We start from the raw sequence: 17,042 nt of genomic DNA on the forward strand, positions 1-17,042 counted from the left end.
GACCAGAGACGACGAAAGGACCATCCCGTGCAGACAACCCACGTGCGCGTTCACCCCAGCGAGGAGAGCCCCGCCCGCTCCGAGCAACTGGCCTGGAAGATCGCTGCCAGCGCGGCCGACCCGGTTGCCGTCGACGCCGACGTGATCGAGATGATCATCAACCGGGTGATCGACAACGCCGCCGTTGCCGCCGCCTCGCTCACCCGGGCGCCGGTATCCGCCGCGCGCTCGCAGGCGCTGGCCCACCCGCGGTCCAGCGGCGGAGCCGGCGCCACGGTGTTCGGGCCGTCCGTCAGCCGCCGGGTCTCCCCGGAGTGGGCCGCATGGGCCAACGGCGTTGCGGTGCGGGAGCTCGACTACCACGACACCTTCCTCGCCGCCGAGTACTCGCACCCCGGCGACAACATTCCGCCCATCGTCGCCGTGGCCCAGCACCTGGCCGCCGGCCGCGGACTCACCGGCCGTGAGCTCGTGCGCGGCATCGCCACCGGCTACGAGGTGCAGATCGACCTGGCCCGCTCGATCAGCCTGCACAGGCACAAGATCGACCACGTCGCCCACCTCGGACCGTCGGCCGCGGCCGGCATCGGTACCCTGCTGGGCCTGGACCCCGACACGATCTTCCAGGCCGTCGGCCAGGCCCTGCACACCACCACCGCCACCCGGCAGTCCCGCAAGGGCGAGATCTCCAGCTGGAAGGCCTACGCGCCCGCCTTCGCCGGGAAGATGGCCGTCGAGGCCGTCGACCGGGCCATGCGCGGCCAGACCAGCCCCACCCCGATCTACGAGGGTGAGGACGGCGTGATCGCCTGGCTGCTCGATGGGCCGGATGCCGGCTACGACGTCTCACTGCCGGCCGCCGGCGAGTCCAAGCGCGCGATCCTGGACAGCTTCACCAAGGAGCACTCCGCGGAGTACCAGGCCCAGGCCCTCATCGACCTCGCCCGGAAGCTCAACCGCGAGCACCCCGAGATCCTGGCGCCTGGCGCCATCGCGAGCATCGTCATCCACACCTCGCACCACACCCACAACGTGATCGGCTCCGGCGCCAACGACCCGCAGAAGTACGACCCGCGGGCCAGCCGGGAGACCCTGGACCACTCCGTGCCGTACATCTTCACCGTGGCACTGCAGGACGGCTCCTGGCACCACGAAGACTCGTACCGGCCGGAGCGGGCCAGGCGGGCCGACACCGTGGCGCTGTGGAACACCGTGGCCACCCGCGAGGATGCCGAATGGACCCGCCGTTACCACGCCGACGACCCCGCCGAGAAGGCCTTCGGCGGCCGGGTGGAGATCGAGCTCACCAACGGCAGCCGCCTGGTCGACGAGCTCGCCGTCGCGGATGCGCATCCGCTCGGCGCCCGCCCGTTTGTGCGGGCCGACTACGTGGCCAAGTTCCGGCTGCTCGCCGCCGACGCCCTCGAGCCGGGCGACATCGACCGGTTCCTCGACCTCGCCCAACGCCTGCCGGAACTCAGCAGCGCCGACCTCGGTGCGCTCACCCTCGTGGCCAGACCCGGCCTGCTCGACTCCCTGCCCAGCCTGAACGGAATCTTCTGATGCTCTACTCCGGCCTCACCCCCGCCGCCAAGCGCGAGAAGTTGCGCGCCGACCTTGCCGGCGGCGGCCTGCTGCGCTTTCCCGGCGCGTTCAACCCGCTCTCCGCCCGGCTGATCGAGACCAAGGGTTTCGAGGGCGTCTACATCTCCGGGGCCGTGCTCGCCGCCGACCTCGGCCTGCCCGACATCGGCCTGACCACCCTCACCGAAGTCGCCGCCCGCAGCCAGCAGATCTCCCGCATGACCGACCTGCCCACCCTGGTGGATGCCGACACCGGCTTCGGCGAACCGATGAACGTGGCCCGCACCGTGCAGACCCTCGAGGACGCCGGTGTGGCCGGCCTGCACATCGAAGACCAGGTCAACCCGAAACGCTGCGGGCACCTCGACGGCAAACAGGTGGTCGACACCGACACCGCTCTCAAGCGCATCCGGGCGGCCGTCGACGCCCGGCGCGACCCGAACCTGCTCGTGATGGCACGCACCGACATCCGCGCCGTCGACGGGCTGGCTGCGGCGATCGACCGGGCCAAGGCTCTCGTCGACGCCGGCGCCGACGCGATCTTCCCCGAGGCGATGGGTACCCTGGCCGAGTTCGAGGCCATCCGCGCGGCCGTGGACGTGCCGATCCTGGCCAATATGACCGAGTTCGGCAAGAGTGAACTCTTCCGGGTCGACCAGCTCGAGGGCGTCGGCGTGAACCTGGTGATCTTCCCGGTTTCGCTGCTGCGGCTGGCGATGGGAGCGGCCGAGGCCGGCCTGGACACGATTCTGGCCGAGGGCTCGCTGACCAGCCGGGTGCCGGAGATGCAGACCCGGGCCGAGCTCTACCGGCTGCTCGACTACGAGGCCTACAATCACTTCGATTCGGGCATTTTCAACTTCTCTCTGGGCGGCCACGACGGCTAGCGCCCCCGCCACGACAACCAGACTGCACCACCAGCACGGCCAGGAACACAGGACGCAAAGGAGCTTTCATGAGTGCCAACCAGCCCATCGTCACACCGGCGGCCGGCCCGCCGGAGCGCCCGCAGATTCACAAGGGCCTCGCCGGGGTGGTGGCCGACGAGACGGCCGTGTCCCGGGTCAACCCTGACTCCAACTCGCTGCTCTACCGCGGCTACCCCGTGCAGGAGCTGGCGGCGCAGAAGAGCTTCGAAGAGGTCGCCTACCTGCTCTGGTACGGCGAGCTGCCCGGCGACAAGGAGCTGGCCGAGTTCGAGGTGGCCGAGCGTTCGCTCCGCCGGCTCGACCACTCGGTGCGCCGGGTGATCGACGAGATTCCCACCTCGGCCGACCCGATGGACGTGGTGCGCACGGCGGTGAGCGTGATCGGCGCGAACGACCTCACCACCCCCGACTCGTCACTCGAGGCCAACCGGGCCAAGGCACTGCGCCTGTTCGCGCAACTGCCCGCCATCGTCGCTTACGACCAGCGCCGCCGGCACGGCCTCGAGCTGGTCGAACCGCGCGACGACCTGGGCTACTCGGCGAACTTCCTCTACATGACCTTCGGTGAAGTGTCGGAGCTCGCGGTGGTGGAGGCGTTCGACGTGTCGATGATCATGTACGCCGAGCACTCCTTCAACGCCTCGACCTTCACCGCCCGGGTGATCACCTCCACCCTCTCCGACCTGTATTCGGCGGTCACCGGCGCGATCGGTGCGCTCAAGGGGCCGCTACACGGCGGTGCCAACGAAGCCGTGATGCAGATCTTCGACGAGATCGGCCTCGGCGACGGCGCGGGGGAGCGCGCCGCGCTCTGGCTCGACGACACCCTCGCGCACAAGCGCAAGGTGATGGGCTTCGGCCACCGGGTCTACAAGCACGGTGACTCCCGCGTGCCCACCATGCACGCGGCACTGCTCACCCTGATCGAGCACTACGAGCGGCCCGACCTGATGGTGCTCTACGACGCCCTGGCCGCCGGAATGAGCGAGCGCACCGGCATCCTGCCCAACCTGGACTACCCGTCGGGGCCGGCGTACCACCTGATGGGCTTCGACACCGCGACCTTCACCCCGATCTTCGTGGCCGCCAGGGTGACCGGCTGGACGGCGCACGTCATGGAACAGCTGGCCGCGAACTCGTTGATCCGGCCGCTCTCGTTCTACACCGGTACCCCCGAACGGCACCTGGCGCCTCCGGACGCGAACGAAGTGCTCTGAGTCGCCTCCATACTGGGGAGATGACTGTACTGATTGCCGGATGCGGCGACCTCGGCACCGAGGTGGGCCTGCGCCTGGTGGCGCTCGGCCAACACGTGGTCGGCCTCCGCCGCCAGGCCGGAGTGCTGCCCGCCGCACTGAACGGCCAGTCCGTCGACCTGGCCGTGCAGCGGCCCGTGGTGCCGCCGGACACCGACATCGTGATCGTCGCGATCGCGGCCGGCAACCCCGACCCGCAGGTGTACCGGGCGGCTTACGTGACCGGCCTGGCCAACCTGCTCGACGCCCTCGACGACGCGCGAGTCACCCCCCGACGGTTCCTGCTGGTGTCCTCCACCGCCGTCTACGACGTGAACGACGGCAGCGACGTGGACGAGCTGACCCCGGCCACCGCGGCCACCGGAACCGATGCGATCCTGCTCGAAGCCGAAGAGCTGCTGCACAGCCGTATCCCCGCCGCCGTGGTGCTGCGGCTGGCCGGCATCTACGGCCCCGGCCGGGAACGTCTGATCGGCCAGGTGCGCTCGGGCCGGGCCGCGGTCTCAGCCCGCACCCGCCTGACCAACCGGATCCACCGGGACGACGCGGCGGCCGCGATCGTGCACCTGGTGCTCGGCACGGCGGAGCCGGAGCCGCTCTACCTCGGCGTCGACAGCGCCCCGGTGCCGAGCGTGGAGGTGCTGGACTTCCTCGCCGCCGAGCTCGGCCTGCCGCAGCCGGAGATCACCGAAACCGGTGGCACGCGCGGGGGCGACAAGCGGCTGAGCAACCGGCGGCTGCTCGAGACCGGGTTCACCCTGGCCTACCCCAGCTACCGCGAGGGCTACCGGGCCGTTCTGGCCGGCGACGGGGTGCGGCACCCCTAGGTTCCGGGTGTCTCCGTGCTCAGCGGAACAGTGCTGAGCATCCGCGCCGGACCCAGCCGCAGAGTCCCGTCGGTCAGCGGTTCGCAGCGCATGCCGCCGCGCCCGCGCAGCGCCCGGTGCGCGCCGGGAGCCAGCACCACGTCCATCCACGCGCACGGATTCGCCGGCCGGTTGGCCCGGAACCGAACTGGTCCATCGCCGGTGTCGAGGGAGAACTCCGCCCCGCGCAGGGCGTCGACGTCCACGCCGCGCAGCAGGATGTTGCGCCGGGTGCTGATCGGGGCGAGGGTGCGCGGCAGGCCGAGGTCATCCGCCACCTGCTCGAGCACCGCCGCGTTCATCACCGTGACCGACGCGTGCACGTGCGCGCGCTGACCGAAGTGCCGGTCGCCCACGATGCCGAGGCCCGCCCGCAACCGAATGCTGGCGTGGCTCTCCTCACCGACCGCGGGCAACGGCCCGTCGGCCGGCCGGCCCTCGTAGCGGTGCACCGCCGAGGCCAGCAGCAGCACGATCTCGACGTCGGCGCCGTACGGCAGGGAGATCACGGCATCAGGCCGGCATACCCGCCTGCACGGGCACAAACTCCACGTTGTTGGTGGGGTGCACGGTCTTGGCCGGCGCCCGGGAGAACCCCTTGGCGTCGAGGCGGTTCTCGGCCCGGTACACGGCCAGCGCCTCGTCGTAGAGCTCGTTCAGTTTGCGGCCGGTGTATTCGGCCTCGCTGCCGTCGGTGAAACGGATGCTGATGGGCGTTTTGGCGGGGAAGTGCCGGTTCATGCGGACGAAGCCGTCGGCATCCTGGGTCAGTGTGATCATGGGGCTAATTCTCCCGCAACCGGCTCCTCCAGAACCGCCACATCGCTGAAAGCGAGCTTGGGCACGAAGAACAACAACACCCCGGCCGCGAGGGCGCCGACGCCGCAGATGGTCCAGACCGTGAGGTAGCCGCCCAGGCTGGCCGCCGTGCTGGTCACCGTGGATGCCGCGCCCACGATCAGCACCACCCCGAAGATTCCGGAGGCGAAGGAGCCGCCGATGGTCTTGGTGGTGTTGGTGAGGGCGGCGGCGATGCCGGTCTGGCCGCGCGGGGCCGCGGCCGCGGCGGCGGCGGGCAGCGCCCCGACCAGGGCGCCGGAGCCGAGCCCGGCGATGGCCATGTTGGTGAACACCTGCCAGGTCTCCAGGTGGAACGGCAGGAAGAGCAGGTAGCCGAGCGCCACCAGGAAAGTGGCCGCGATCAGCGCCACCCGCGGGCTGGCGAGCCGGGACACCATCGGGAACAGCAGTGCGCCGACGATCATCGAAATCAGGTAGGCGCCGATCAGGGTGGAGATGTCGCTGGCATCCAGCCCCAGGCCGTAACCGTTGGCCCGGTCGGTGCCGGCGTAGGTGGCCAGCGGCGCCTGCGCGCCGAGCAGGCTGATGCCCACCAGGCCCGCGGTGAGCTGGACCGGCCACATGTTCGGCTGCCGCAGCACCCGCAGGTCGATGGCCGGGTCTTTCTGGCGCAGTTCGAACCGGCCGAACGGGATGAAGCTGAGGATGCCCACCAGGATGAGCACCCACACCCACCAGGCCCCCGGGCCGTTCAGGCGCAGGAACGTGAGGCCGGAGGTGATCAGCAGCAGCCCGACGGTGAGCAGGATGAACCCCCGGGTGTCCAGGCTCCGGCCGGTGACGGGCTCGGACTCCGGCACGCCGAACCAGATGGCGAAGAACACCAGGGTCACCGCGATCGCCGGCATGAACAGCGTGAGTGTGACGTTCTCGCCGAGCGCGGCGAACACCCGGCCGCCCGAGAGCGCCCCGATGATGGCGCCGGCCTCGAGCGCGACCACGAGCAGGCCGGCCGCCCGGCGAGTCTGCGACGCGCCGCGACCGGTGCGCCGGCCACGATCGAAGATCAGCGCCACTTCCAGCGGCAGCCAGACCACGTAGAAGCCCTGCAGCGCCCACGCCGCGAGGAAGCTCCAGAAGTCGCCGGCGAAGGCCAGCCACCAGCTCGCGCCGGCGGTGAGCACGGTGGAGACCAGCAGGATGCGTCGGTGCCCGTACAGGTCGCCGAGCTTGGCCAGGAACGGCACGCTGATCGCCGCGACCAGCAGTTGGGCGGCTTCGAACCAGTTGAAATCGGCGTCGTGGATACCCAGGTGCCGCACCAGGTCGGGGATCAGGGGGATGTAGAAACCCTGCAGGATGCCGCTGGTGATCTCCACCAGGAACAGGAAACCGACCAGGCTCGCGGTCACTCCCGCGGCCGAACTCGTAAACCTCGCGGAGCCCCGCGCGAAACTCATCATGGTCGGATGCTAGTGGTCAGGGTCCTTCGTCCGCGCGCGGCGCGGGCACGAGGTTCTACCATTGACAAATGCAACCCGACCAGCACACCGAGACCACCGCCACCGCTACCCCTCCCCGCGAGGTGTTGGAGTGGACAGAATTCGCCGACGCCTCCAGGATCCTGGCGTCGACCGTGCTTGCCAGCGGGTTCCAGCCCGACGTCGTGATCGCCATCGCCCGCGGCGGACTGCTGCTGGCCGGGGCGATCTCCTACGCGCTCGGCACCAAGAACTGCGGCTCCATCAACGTGGAGTTCTACACCGGCATCGACGAGCGCCTCCCGGAGCCCGTGCTCTCCGGTCCGATGCTCGACGCTCCCGCCCTGGCCGGCAAGCGGGTGCTGCTGGTCGACGACGTCTCCGACTCCGGCCACACCCTGGCCCTGGTCGTCGGCATCCTCAAGGAATCGGCCGGAGAGGTGCGCTCCGCGACGCTGTACACCAAGCCGCGCACCGTGCACGTGCCCGACTTCACCTGGCGCGAGACCGACGGTTGGATCGTGTTCCCGTGGTCGGCGCTGCCGCCCGTGACGGCCACGCCCCTCACCGCGGTGGTCGACGCGTGAGCATCCACCTCGTCGGCGGCGGTTGGGCCGCCGAGAGCGACGCCGAGAGCGACGCCGTGGTCTATGGACCGTTCCTGGCCGAGGCCGCCCTGCGCGCCACCGCTGCCGGCCGCGACGAGCCGCGCCTGGCCGTCATCGTGGTGCGCGGTGACGACGGTGACGACCACGCAGCGAAGCTGGTCGCCGCCCTCAGCACCGCAGGCGCCATCGCCCCGCACCTCACCGTGCTCGGCCTGGCCGACGAAGCCACGCTGCTCGCGGTGGCGGATGTCGACGGCATCGTGATCGGCGGCGGCCTCACCCCCGCCTACCTCACGGCCGTCACCCCCATCGCCGGGGAGATCCGCCGCCAGGTCGCCAGCGGTATCCCGTACCTCGGTTACTCCGCCGGCGCCATGATCGCTGCCGAACGCGCCGTGCTCGGTGGCTGGCAGATCGGCGGGGTTCCGGTGAGCCCCCAGGATGCGTCTGAGGGGCTCGACGAGATCACCATCGAGAACGGCATCGGCCTGCTCGACGTGACCGTCGACGTGCACGCCGCCCAGTGGGGCACCCTGAGCCGCATGGTCGCCGCCACCGAAGCCGGGCTCATCCGCGGCGGCCTCGCCGTCGACGAGGGCACCGTGCTGATCGTGGGCCAGGGCACCCTCGGCGTCGCCGGCACCGGCAGCGTCTGGACCGTGAGCGAATCCGAGGGCGGGGTGCTCGTGAGCACCTTCGGCTCCTGAGTCGACCCGCGGCATGACCGAACCGGCGTTGATCGAGCCCGGCTGGGCGCGAGCGTTCGGCGTGCCCGCGACCGGCACCGACGCTGACGGGCTGGTCGAGGTCAGCGGAGTCGCGCCGTTCGCGGCCCCGCTGGCCTTCCTGCGAGCAGAGGCCGCGGCCGGGCGCACCGTGCTGCCCGCACCGGGCAACATCCTGCGCGCCTTCCGCCAGCCGTTCGACCAGGTGCGGGTGCTGATCGTGGGCCAGGACCCGTACCCGACCCCCGGGCATCCGGTGGGCCTGTCGTTCTCCGTGGCCGCCGACGTGCGCCCGGTGCCGCGCAGCCTCGCCAACATCTTCGCCGAGCTGCAGACCGACCTCGGCCTGCCCACCCCGCCGAACGGCGACCTCACCCCGTGGACCCGGCACGGCGTGCTGCTGCTCAACCGGGTGCTCACCGTGGGCGCGGGCGCCGCCGGCTCGCACCGGAAACACGGCTGGGAAGCCGTGACCGACCAGGCCATCCGGTCGCTCGCCGGGCGCGGTACCCCGCTGGTGGCGATTCTCTGGGGCAAGGATGCCGAGAATCTCAGGCCGCTGCTCGGCGCGACGCCCACGATCGTCTCGGCGCATCCCAGCCCGTTGTCGGCCCGGCGCGGCTTCACCGGGTCGCGACCCTTCAGCCGGGCCAACGCCCTGCTGGCCGGGCAGGGTGCGGCGCCCGTGGACTGGTCACTGACGGTAATCTGAAAGCGTTACGGGAGAGGACACCACCGGTGCTTGAAGAGGAATACCAGCCGCGTCGACAGCTACCACGCCACCTGGCGCCGGTGCCGGCGCCCGAGGCGCCGTTCGAGTACTCCCTGCGCGACGCCGTGGAGACGGACCTGCCCGACATCCAGGAGATCTACAACTACTACGTGGCCAACAGCACCGTCACCTTCGACGAGGATGCGATGACCCTCGCCGAGTGGCGCGACAAGTTCGCCTACCTGCAGAAGCTCGGCATGCCGTTCATCGTCGCCCAGTCGCCGGCCGGGCAGTTGCTCGGCTACGCGCTGGTGAGCCCGTGGAAGCAGAAGAAGGCCTACCGGTTCACGGTGGAGAACTCGATCTACCTCGGCGCCGCCTCCACCGGCAAGGGCCTCGGCCGGGTGCTGCTGGCCGAACTGATCGAACGGTCCACGGCTGCCGGCCTCAAGGAGATCATCGCGGTGATCGCCGACCAGGGTGCTGAGGCGTCGATCAAGCTGCACCAGGACTTCGGTTTCGAAGAGATCGGCCGGATGGGCAAGGTCGGCTTCAAGTTCGAACGCTGGCTCGGCACCGTTTTGCTGCAGAAGAGCCTCAAATAGGCCGACGCGCTCGCAGCGTCGCTCAGCGGCGGGACAACCGCCCGGTCACCGTCACCACGGCGCGCCGCGGCGACACACCGGCCAGCCAGGCGACCAGCCGGTTCGACGTGCCCGTGATCACATGTGGGGGAGTGGCCTGCCGGTCCAGCGCCGCGAACGTGCCGCTCACCACCTCGTCGACGCTCATCACCCGTCGCGGTCCCGCCTGCGACCGGTGCGCCACGGCGTAGAACTCGGTGTCGGTCGGGCCGGGGCACACCGCGGTCACCTTGAGGCCGGTTCCGCGGGTTTCGTACCAGAGCGCCTCGGTCAGGCTGAGTACATAGGCCTTGGTCGCCGCGTAGACCGCCAGTCGTGGCACCGGCTGGAACGCCGCCGTGCTGGCCACGTTCACCAGCGCCGCGCCGTGCGGATGCGTGAGGGCCGCGGTGAGCAGGTCGGGCAGCAGCGCGTGGCTGAGGTCGGTGAGCGCCGCCACGTTCACCGCGACCTGGCCGTGCACCCGGTCGGCCGAGGCATCCACCACGCTGCCGTAGTGGCCGAAGCCGGCATTGTTGACCAGCGTGCCCACCCGGATGTCCCGCTCGGCCAGGTCGCGCACGAGCTCGGCGACCGCACCGGGTTCGGCCAGGTCGAGCGGGATCACCGTCGACACCGTGCCGTACTTCTCGGCCAGCTCCACCGCGAGCGCCTCGAGCCGGTCGAGCCGGCGGGCGGTGAGCACCAGGTCGGCGCCGCGGCGGGCAAGTTCGTGGGCGTAGCCCACGCCCAGGCCGCTGGACGCCCCGGTGACCAGGGCGGTGGTTCCCATCGGATTGAACAGCGCGGCGGCATCGGTGCGGGTCATGCTCAGAGGCTACCCGGGCCGGGGTTTTCACCGCCAGACGCCACGCGCCGCGCCGACGACGAGGGGCGGCGCGTCGTTAGGCTCGGAGGATGACCGAGCTCTTCGAACTGACCGCCCTCGACCAGTGGCGCGCGCTGCAGCGCGGCGACGTCAGCCCCACCGAGCTGACCGAGCACTACCTGGCCCGCATCGAGCGCCTGAACCCCGGCCTCGGCGCGTTCGTCACCGTGACGGCCGACGCCGCCCGGGCCCGGGCGAGGCACGTCGAGACCGAGGTCGCCAAGACGGCGCCACTCTGGGGTCTGCCCTTCGCCGACAAGGACCTGCAACTGCGGGCCGGTGTGCCGGCCCGGCTTGGCTCCCGGCTGATGCGGGACAATATTCCCGAGACCAGCGACCTGCTGGTGCAGGCCCTCGACACCGCCGGCGGCATCAGCCTGGGCAAGACCAACACGCCCGAATTCGGACTGCCGTCCTACACCGAGCCGGTCGCCGGCTCGCCCGCGCGCAACCCCTGGAACCCGGAGTTCGGCGCGGGCGGGTCCAGCGGTGGTGCCGCGGTCGCCGTGGCCGCCCGGCTCTTGCCGTTCGCTCCGGGCAGCGACGGCGGCGGGTCGGTGCGCATCCCCGCGGCCGCCAGCGGCCTGGTGGGGCTCAAACCGTCCCGCGGGCGCATTCCCGCTGCCTCCGGCCTGGATTCTCCCGGCGGCCTGCCGGTGGCCGGACCGCTGGCGCGCACCGTGGCGGATGCCGCGCTGCTGCTCGACGCCATGATCGCGCCCGCCGGCGGCCGGCCCGAGCACCCGTTCGCCGTGCGCGCTCCCGGCGGCGAGGAGCAGTTTCTCGGCGCCGCCGTGCGGGGTGAGGGCCGCTACCAGCTCGGCGTGATGACCACCTCGGCCTGGGACGATGCCTACGAGATCAGCCTGGCGCCGGAGGCCCTGGCCGCGCTCGAAGACGCTGTGACCGGCTTCGCCGCGATCGGGCACGGTATCGAACAGACCGCCCTCACCCCGGATGCGAGTTACGCGCCGGCCTTCCGGGCGCTGTGGCAGCTCAGCGCCGCGCGCATCCCCGCCGACACACCCGAAAAGGAGGAGCTGCTCGAACCGCTCACCCGCTGGCTGATGCACCGCGGCCGGGAGCTGAGTGGCCGGGCAGTCGCCGAGGCGCTCACTGCCCTGGCTGCCTACGAGCGCTCGTTCATCCGGCAGCTGTCGGCCTACGACGCCGTGCTCACCCCGGCCCTCGCGCTCACGCCCCGCCCGGTGGGCTGGTACGACGCCGAGAACGGCGAACGCAACTTCGCCCAGCAGGTGCAGTACACCCCGTTCACCTCCATGATCAACGTCTGTGGCCTGCCCGCCATCACCCTGCCGGTCAGCCAGACCGCCGACGGCCTGCCGATGGGTGTGCAGCTGATCGGCCGGCCCGGCGGCGAGGCCACCCTGCTCGCGCTCGGTGCGCAGCTCGAGCGGAAGTTGCGCTGGCAGGACCGGGTGCCACCCGGACTCTGACAGGCACCTTACGGGCGTGTCTTGTTTTGAATGACTCAAAACAACTGCTAGCGTGAGGCATGGCCACACGCGAAGGAACCGACACGGAGCACCACTCTCATGGTCTCCGTGAGGGCGATCACGGCTCCGACGACTTCGCGGCCGTCATTCGCGACGCCGGGCTCAAGGTCACCGCACCCCGGCTCGCCGTGCTCACCAGCCTGGCCGCGTCGGCGCACGCCACCGCGGAGCAGCTCTTCGACACCGTGAGCGTGAGCCTGCCCGGCACCAGCCTGCAGGCCGTGTACGGCGTGCTGGGCGCGTTCACCACCGCCGGCCTGGTGCGCCGCATCGAGCCCGCGGGCTCCGCCGCCCTGTTCGAGCGGCGGGTCGGCGACAACCACCATCACCTCATCTGCACCGGCTGCCGCTCGGTGACCGACGTCGAGTGCGTGGTCGGGGAAGCCCCCTGCCTCACCCCCAGCGACGCTGCCGGCTTCGTCGTGCAGACCGCCGAAGTGACCTTCTGGGGACTCTGCCCCGACTGCCAGGCCGGCGCCGCGGCATCCGCCCACGATCTCTGAACGACACCTTCTGAATGACCTGAACGACCAGCACCTGACCCAAAGGAGAACCATGACGATCACGCCCCCCACGACCACGCAGACCGGCACCCCGGTCCCCAGCGACGAGCACTCCCTCACCGCCGGCTCTGAGGGCGTCACCGCCCTGCACGACCGCTACCTGGTCGAGAAGCTCGCCCAGTTCAACCGCGAGCGCATCCCGGAGCGCATCGTGCACGCCAAGGGCGGCGGGGCGCACGGCGTCTTCGAGGTCACCGGCGACGTCTCCGCCTACACCCGTGCCGCTCTGTTCCAGCCTGGCGCCCGCACCGACACCCTGCAGCGCTTCTCCAGCGTCGCCGGCGAGCAGGGCTCGCCCGACACCTGGCGCGACGTGCGCGGCTTCTCGGTGAAGTTCTACACGACCGAGGGTAACTACGACATCGTCGGCAACAACACCCCGGTGTTCTTCATTCGCGACGGCATCAAGTTCCCCGACTTTATCCACTCGCAGAAGCGCCTGCCGGGATCCGGCCTCCGCGACGCCGACATGCAGTGGGACTTCTGGACCCTCTCGCCCGAATCCGCACACCAGGTCACCTACCTGATGGGCGACCGCGGCCTGCCGCGCTCCTGGCGCACCATGCCCGGCTTCGGCTCGCACACCTACCAGTGGATCAACGCCGCCGGTGAGCGCTTCTGGGTGAAGTACCACTTCACCTCCAACCAGGGCAACATCGAGATGGAAGGCGCCGAGGCCGAGCTCATCGCCGGAGCCGACGCCGACTACTACCGCCGCGACCTCTACGAGGCCATCGACGCCGGCGACTTCCCGTCCTGGGACGTGCACGTGCAGGTCATGCCGTACGAAGAGGGCAAGACCTACCGGTTCAACCCGTTCGACCTCACCAAGGTCTGGCCGCACAGTGACTTCCCGCTGATCAAGGTGGGCACGCACACCCTCAACCGCAACCCGGGCAACTTCTTCGCCGAGATCGAGCAGGCCGCGTTCTCGCCGGCCAACCTCGTTCCCGGCATCGCGGCCAGCCCTGACAAGATGCTCATGGCGCGCATCTTCTCCTACCCGGACGCGCAGCGCTACCGCGTGGGCACCAACTACAACCAGCTGCCGGTGAACGCGCCGATCTCGCCGGTGAACAACTACTCCCAGGATGGCGCCGCCCGGTACCACTTCAACGACGCCAGTGCGCCGAACTACGCGCCGAACTCGCTCGGCGGCCCCGTCGCCGATGCCGCCCTCGCGGGCGACGGCACCTGGGAGAGCGACGGTGCGCTGGTGCGGAGCGCCGCTCTCCTGCGCGCCGACGACGATGACTTCGGCCAGGCCGGCACGCTGTACCGCGAGGTCTTCGATGACGCGGCCAAGGCCCGCTTCCTCGACACCATCACGGGCGCCGTCGGCGGCGTCACCCGCCCCGAGGTGAAGGAACGCGCCATCCAGTACTGGACGAACGTGGACGCGACCCTCGGCGCGAGCCTGCGTCTGAACCTGGCCGACGGCGAAGCGGAGGCCACCTCGGCCAACGTTGCCGCCGAGCCGGTCGGCGTCGGCGAGTAACCAGCACCACCGCACCACCGAATCGCTGGTCGAGCTTGTCGAGACCCGGTGAGCATGTCTGCGTTCAGAGGACGGCTCACGGGATCTCGACAGGCTCGATCAGCGGGGCGGAGGAACATCCGCCGGGCGCAATTGAGGTAAGGCATGCCATACTTAGGCCATGCTTACATCGACTGTCGCTGCTGCGCAGGCCCCCGCACGCGTGCGGGCACCGCGCCCGAGCTATCGCCCGTTCGCCGTCTCAGTGGCCCGCGTGCAACGCCTGTCGACTAATTTCACCCGGGTGACCTTCACCGGCCCCGACCTGCATGAGTTCGGCACCGCCGGCCTCGACCAGCGCATCAAGATCGTGCTGCCGCTGCCGGGCGTGGGCGTCTCCCTCTTCCCGCAGCACGACTCCTGGTACGAGGCCTGGCGCGACCTGCCCGACGAACACCGCAACCCGATCCGCACCTACACGGTGCGGCAGGCCCGGCCAGAGCACCGCGAGGTCGACATCGACTTCGTCACCCACGGTGACGCCGGCCCAGCCTCCCGCTGGGTGCGCGCCGCCCTCGTCGGCGACGAGGTCGCGATTGTGGGGCCGCTCGCCGACGGCGACAACCCGAGCATCGGCATCGAGTGGGCTCCGGGCAACGCCAACACCGTGCTGATCGCGGGCGACGAGACCGCCGCACCGGCGATCTGCGCCATCCTCTCGGCCCTGCCGCGCGACGCCCGCGGCTGCGCCTACATCGAGGTGCCAGAGGCGGGCGACGCCCACGAGACCCACGCGCCCGAGGGCGTGACCGTCACCTGGTTGCCGCGCGACGGCGGCGCTCACGGTGCCGCGCTCGAGACCGCCGTGAAGGGCTGGACGGCTCGTTTCATAACCGCCCACCACGCTGGCGCTGACCTCCCCGAGATCGACATCGACGAGTCGATCCTGTGGGAGGTGCCCGACGGCTCCGCTCTCGACGGCGAGCTCTACGCCTGGCTGGCCGGTGAAGCCAGCGTGATCAAGCGCCTACGCCGGTTCCTGGTCTCAGAGGTCGGCATCGACCGCCGCCAGGTGGCTTTCATGGGGTACTGGCGGGACGGTCGCGCGGAGCACGCGTGACCACCCGCTTCTTGCGCAGGTAGCCGCCCTTCTCCAAGCCGGCCTCGATCTCGAACCGGTTCTTCAGCGGGTCACGCCCGGCGACGAAGTACAGCAGCGGAAAGAGCATGCCGTAGCGCTGCCACTGCAGCTTGTGCACGGCTTCGTGCTCGAGCACATCCGCCGACACATTCTGGTTGGTGAGGTAGACGGCGCCCACGCAGGAGCCGCCGCGGCCGAAGCTCCAGGCGGGCAGGCCGCGGAAGACAAACAGGCCGTTACGGCGTTCGATCCGGCCGGTGCTCCAGATGGCGCCCCAGACCAGACCGACGGCGGTGGCATAGAGGTAGCCGGCCCGGCTGAGCGGGGAGTCGAACAGGATGCGCCGCATCAGTCGGTCTGGCTGGAGCCGCCGGTGGGCCGGCCGTAGGTCTCCAGCAGGCGCAGCCAGACCTCGCTGAGGGTGGGGTAGCTGGGCACGGCGTGCCAGAGCCGGTTCAGTGGCACCTCGCCGACCACGGCGATGGTGGCTGCATGCAGCAGCTCGCCGACCGCGGCGCCCACGAAGGTGACGCCGATCAGTACCTCCCGGTCGAGGTCCACGATCGCGCGCACCTGCCCGGTGTAGCCGTCGGCCTGGATGCTCGCACCGGCCACGTTGGCCAGGTCGTAGTCGAGCACCCGGATGCGGAAGCCGGCCTTCTCCGCGGCGGCCGCGGTGAGGCCCACCGAGGCGACCTCGGGGTCGGTGAAGGTGACCTGCGGCACCGCGGCGTGGTCGGCGGTGGCCACGTGGGTGCCCCAGGGGGCATCATCGACGGTGTGACCGGCGGCCCGGGCGGCGATCACGTCGCCGGCGGCGCGGGCCTGGTACTTGCCCTGGTGGGTGAGCAGCGCCCGGTGGTTGAGGTCGCCCGTGGCGTAGAGCCAGTCGCCGGCCAGGGCGGGGGAGTCGCCCTGCACCAGCAGGGTGTCGTCCACGCTCACCCAGTCGCCCGGGGTGAGGCCAACGGTGTCCACCCCGAGGTCCTGGGTGCGCGGGATGCGGCCGGTGGCCACGAGCACCTCGTCGGCAACGACGGAGCGCCCGTCGGCCAGCACCAGCGCCACCTGGCCGGTCTCGATGCGGCGGGCGGCGGTGGGACTGGCCCCGGTGAGCACGGTGATGCCCGCCTCGGTGAGGGCGGCGCCCACCAGTTCACCGGCGAACGGTTCCTGGTCGCGCAGCAGCGAACTGCGCACCAGCAGGGTCACGTCCACCCCGAGCGACCGGTACGCGGCGGCCATCTCCACCGCCACCACCCCGCCGCCGATGACGGCGAGGCTGTCGGGCAGGTGGGTGACCGAGGTGGCATCCCGGCTGGTCCACGGGTTCACGTCGGCAAGGCCGTCGATGTCGGGCAGCAGGGCGCTGGAGCCCGTGCTGAGCACCACGGCGTGCGTGGCGGTGACGACGACGGTGCCCTCGGCGGTGTCGACGGTGACCTCGCGGATGCCGCTGAGCCGGGCATGGCCGCGCAGCAGCTCGATGCCGGCGGAGTCCAGCCAGTCGACCTGGCTGGAGTCATTCCAGTCGTGGGTCATCTCGGTGCGGCGGCGGAGCACCGCGGCCACGTCGAGCTGCCCGGTGACGGCCTCTTTCGCGCCGCCTACCCGGCGGGCGGCGGCGAGTACCGCGCCGCTCCGCAGCAGCGCCTTGGACGGCATGCAGGCCCAGTAGGAGCACTCCCCGCCCACCAACTCGGACTCGATCACGAGGGTCTTCAGCCCGGCCTGGGCGGTGCGGTCGGCCACGTTCTCGCCCACGGCGCCGGCGCCGATCACGATGACGTCGTAGCTGCGGCTCTCGCCGGCTGCGGGGGCGGATGTCGAGGTCTGGGTGCTGTCAGCGTCGCTCATCATCGCAGCCTAC

Annotated in this window: 18 protein-coding genes; 12 read left to right on the forward strand and 6 right to left on the reverse strand. The window is 70.8% G+C overall.

From position 1 onward, the window contains the following. Nucleotides 1-27: 27 nt before the first annotated feature. From CTB96_RS01075 to CTB96_RS01090, 4 genes are all read left to right on the forward strand, one after another. Nucleotides 28-1,563, forward strand: a complete 1,536-nt coding sequence (locus CTB96_RS01075) for an MmgE/PrpD family protein (protein ID WP_110125059.1) — start codon at nt 28-30, stop codon at nt 1,561-1,563. Then, nucleotides 1,563-2,471, forward strand: coding sequence for a methylisocitrate lyase (gene prpB, locus CTB96_RS01080; RefSeq protein WP_110125060.1), 909 nt, complete (start codon nt 1,563-1,565; stop codon nt 2,469-2,471). Before CTB96_RS01075 ends, prpB begins: the two co-directional genes overlap by 1 nt. 68 nt (nt 2,472-2,539) lie before the next feature. Then, on the forward strand, nt 2,540-3,730 hold the full coding sequence (locus CTB96_RS01085; RefSeq protein ID WP_110125061.1) for a bifunctional 2-methylcitrate synthase/citrate synthase: 1,191 nt from the start codon (nt 2,540-2,542) through the stop codon (nt 3,728-3,730). Nucleotides 3,731-3,750: 20 nt separating this feature from the next. Next, nucleotides 3,751-4,596, forward strand: coding sequence for an NAD-dependent epimerase/dehydratase family protein (locus CTB96_RS01090; RefSeq protein WP_110125062.1), 846 nt, complete (start codon nt 3,751-3,753; stop codon nt 4,594-4,596). On the opposite strand, the gene CTB96_RS01095 is transcribed toward CTB96_RS01090, so the two are convergent. Genes CTB96_RS01095 through CTB96_RS01105 form a run of 3 tightly spaced genes read right to left on the reverse strand, consistent with a single transcriptional unit; the run spans nt 4,593 to nt 6,896 of the window. Continuing rightward, nucleotides 4,593-5,144, reverse strand: coding sequence for an MOSC domain-containing protein (locus CTB96_RS01095; RefSeq protein ID WP_110125063.1), 552 nt, complete (start codon nt 5,142-5,144; stop codon nt 4,593-4,595). The genes CTB96_RS01090 and CTB96_RS01095 overlap by 4 nt on opposite strands. A 4-nt stretch (nt 5,145-5,148) precedes the next feature. Beyond that, nucleotides 5,149-5,415 carry a hypothetical protein gene (locus tag CTB96_RS01100; RefSeq protein ID WP_110125064.1) on the reverse strand — a complete coding sequence of 89 codons (267 nt, stop codon included), beginning with the start codon at nt 5,413-5,415 and terminating at the stop codon, nt 5,149-5,151. Further along, complete coding sequence (locus tag CTB96_RS01105; RefSeq protein ID WP_248283168.1) at nt 5,412-6,896, reverse strand: MFS transporter; 1,485 nt, start codon at nt 6,894-6,896, stop codon at nt 5,412-5,414. Before CTB96_RS01105 ends, CTB96_RS01100 begins: the two co-directional genes overlap by 4 nt. 71 nt (nt 6,897-6,967) lie before the next feature. Here CTB96_RS01105 and CTB96_RS01110 point away from each other — a divergent pair, with 71 nt between their 5' ends. From CTB96_RS01110 to CTB96_RS01125, 4 genes are read left to right on the forward strand one after another with little or no spacing between them, the layout of a single operon-like run. Then, nucleotides 6,968-7,504: a phosphoribosyltransferase gene (locus CTB96_RS01110; protein ID WP_110125066.1), complete on the forward strand. Its 537-nt coding sequence runs from the start codon at nt 6,968-6,970 to the stop codon at nt 7,502-7,504. Next, entirely contained in the window at nt 7,501-8,232 is a 732-nt protein-coding gene (locus CTB96_RS01115; protein ID WP_110125144.1) for a Type 1 glutamine amidotransferase-like domain-containing protein, read from the forward strand. Before CTB96_RS01110 ends, CTB96_RS01115 begins: the two co-directional genes overlap by 4 nt. A gap of 13 nt (nt 8,233-8,245) precedes the next feature. Then, entirely contained in the window at nt 8,246-8,962 is a 717-nt protein-coding gene (locus tag CTB96_RS01120; protein WP_110125067.1) for a uracil-DNA glycosylase, read from the forward strand. A 26-nt stretch (nt 8,963-8,988) separates the two neighbouring features. Beyond that, the gene (locus CTB96_RS01125; protein ID WP_110125068.1) at nt 8,989-9,567 is read left to right on the forward strand and encodes a GNAT family N-acetyltransferase; all 579 of its coding nucleotides are present in this window, start codon (nt 8,989-8,991) and stop codon (nt 9,565-9,567) included. 22 nt (nt 9,568-9,589) lie between these two features. Here CTB96_RS01125 and CTB96_RS01130 read toward each other — a convergent pair whose 3' ends face one another. Beyond that, nucleotides 9,590-10,414 carry an SDR family NAD(P)-dependent oxidoreductase gene (locus CTB96_RS01130; RefSeq protein WP_248283157.1) on the reverse strand — a complete coding sequence of 275 codons (825 nt, stop codon included), beginning with the start codon at nt 10,412-10,414 and terminating at the stop codon, nt 9,590-9,592. A gap of 89 nt (nt 10,415-10,503) precedes the next feature. On the opposite strand from CTB96_RS01130, the gene CTB96_RS01135 reads away from it, so the two are divergent. The 4 genes from CTB96_RS01135 (at nt 10,504) to CTB96_RS01150 (ending at nt 15,151) form a co-directional block, all read left to right on the forward strand. Then, the gene (locus tag CTB96_RS01135; protein WP_110125069.1) at nt 10,504-11,931 is read left to right on the forward strand and encodes an amidase; all 1,428 of its coding nucleotides are present in this window, start codon (nt 10,504-10,506) and stop codon (nt 11,929-11,931) included. Between the two features lie 59 nt (nt 11,932-11,990). Continuing rightward, on the forward strand, nt 11,991-12,494 hold the full coding sequence (locus CTB96_RS01140; RefSeq protein WP_110125070.1) for a Fur family transcriptional regulator: 504 nt from the start codon (nt 11,991-11,993) through the stop codon (nt 12,492-12,494). 52 nt (nt 12,495-12,546) lie between these two features. Beyond that, on the forward strand, nt 12,547-14,052 hold the full coding sequence (locus CTB96_RS01145) for a catalase (protein WP_110125071.1): 1,506 nt from the start codon (nt 12,547-12,549) through the stop codon (nt 14,050-14,052). Nucleotides 14,053-14,212: 160 nt separating this feature from the next. Next, on the forward strand, nt 14,213-15,151 hold the full coding sequence (locus CTB96_RS01150) for a siderophore-interacting protein (protein ID WP_110125072.1): 939 nt from the start codon (nt 14,213-14,215) through the stop codon (nt 15,149-15,151). On the opposite strand, the gene CTB96_RS01155 is transcribed toward CTB96_RS01150, so the two are convergent. Next, nucleotides 15,111-15,521: a Fe-S oxidoreductase gene (locus tag CTB96_RS01155; protein ID WP_110125073.1), complete on the reverse strand. Its 411-nt coding sequence runs from the start codon at nt 15,519-15,521 to the stop codon at nt 15,111-15,113. The genes CTB96_RS01150 and CTB96_RS01155 overlap by 41 nt on opposite strands. Further along, the gene (locus CTB96_RS01160; protein WP_110125146.1) at nt 15,521-17,029 is read right to left on the reverse strand and encodes a dihydrolipoyl dehydrogenase family protein; all 1,509 of its coding nucleotides are present in this window, start codon (nt 17,027-17,029) and stop codon (nt 15,521-15,523) included. Before CTB96_RS01160 ends, CTB96_RS01155 begins: the two co-directional genes overlap by 1 nt. Between the last annotated feature and the right edge of the window lie 13 nt (nt 17,030-17,042).

The sequence above is a fragment of the Cryobacterium arcticum genome (assembly GCF_003185895.1).
Classification (GTDB): domain Bacteria; phylum Actinomycetota; class Actinomycetes; order Actinomycetales; family Microbacteriaceae; genus Cryobacterium; species Cryobacterium arcticum.

What these genes read in the sequence shown, in the direction of transcription:
- prpB (WP_110125060.1), top strand. Translation starts at nt 1,563, where the DNA reads ATGCTCTACTCCGGCCTCACCCCCGCCGCCAAGCGCGAGAAGTTGCGC.
- CTB96_RS01085 (WP_110125061.1), top strand. Translation starts at nt 2,540, where the DNA reads ATGAGTGCCAACCAGCCCATCGTCACACCGGCGGCCGGCCCGCCGGAG.
- CTB96_RS01090 (WP_110125062.1), top strand. Translation starts at nt 3,751, where the DNA reads ATGACTGTACTGATTGCCGGATGCGGCGACCTCGGCACCGAGGTGGGC.
- CTB96_RS01100 (WP_110125064.1), bottom strand. Translation starts at nt 5,415, where the DNA reads ATGATCACACTGACCCAGGATGCCGACGGCTTCGTCCGCATGAACCGG.
- CTB96_RS01105 (WP_248283168.1), bottom strand. Translation starts at nt 6,896, where the DNA reads ATGAGTTTCGCGCGGGGCTCCGCGAGGTTTACGAGTTCGGCCGCGGGA.
- CTB96_RS01110 (WP_110125066.1), top strand. Translation starts at nt 6,968, where the DNA reads ATGCAACCCGACCAGCACACCGAGACCACCGCCACCGCTACCCCTCCC.
- CTB96_RS01120 (WP_110125067.1), top strand. Translation starts at nt 8,246, where the DNA reads ATGACCGAACCGGCGTTGATCGAGCCCGGCTGGGCGCGAGCGTTCGGC.
- CTB96_RS01130 (WP_248283157.1), bottom strand. Translation starts at nt 10,414, where the DNA reads ATGACCCGCACCGATGCCGCCGCGCTGTTCAATCCGATGGGAACCACC.
- CTB96_RS01135 (WP_110125069.1), top strand. Translation starts at nt 10,504, where the DNA reads ATGACCGAGCTCTTCGAACTGACCGCCCTCGACCAGTGGCGCGCGCTG.
- CTB96_RS01140 (WP_110125070.1), top strand. Translation starts at nt 11,991, where the DNA reads ATGGCCACACGCGAAGGAACCGACACGGAGCACCACTCTCATGGTCTC.
- CTB96_RS01145 (WP_110125071.1), top strand. Translation starts at nt 12,547, where the DNA reads ATGACGATCACGCCCCCCACGACCACGCAGACCGGCACCCCGGTCCCC.
- CTB96_RS01150 (WP_110125072.1), top strand. Translation starts at nt 14,213, where the DNA reads ATGCTTACATCGACTGTCGCTGCTGCGCAGGCCCCCGCACGCGTGCGG.
- CTB96_RS01155 (WP_110125073.1), bottom strand. Translation starts at nt 15,521, where the DNA reads ATGCGGCGCATCCTGTTCGACTCCCCGCTCAGCCGGGCCGGCTACCTC.
- CTB96_RS01160 (WP_110125146.1), bottom strand. Translation starts at nt 17,029, where the DNA reads ATGAGCGACGCTGACAGCACCCAGACCTCGACATCCGCCCCCGCAGCC.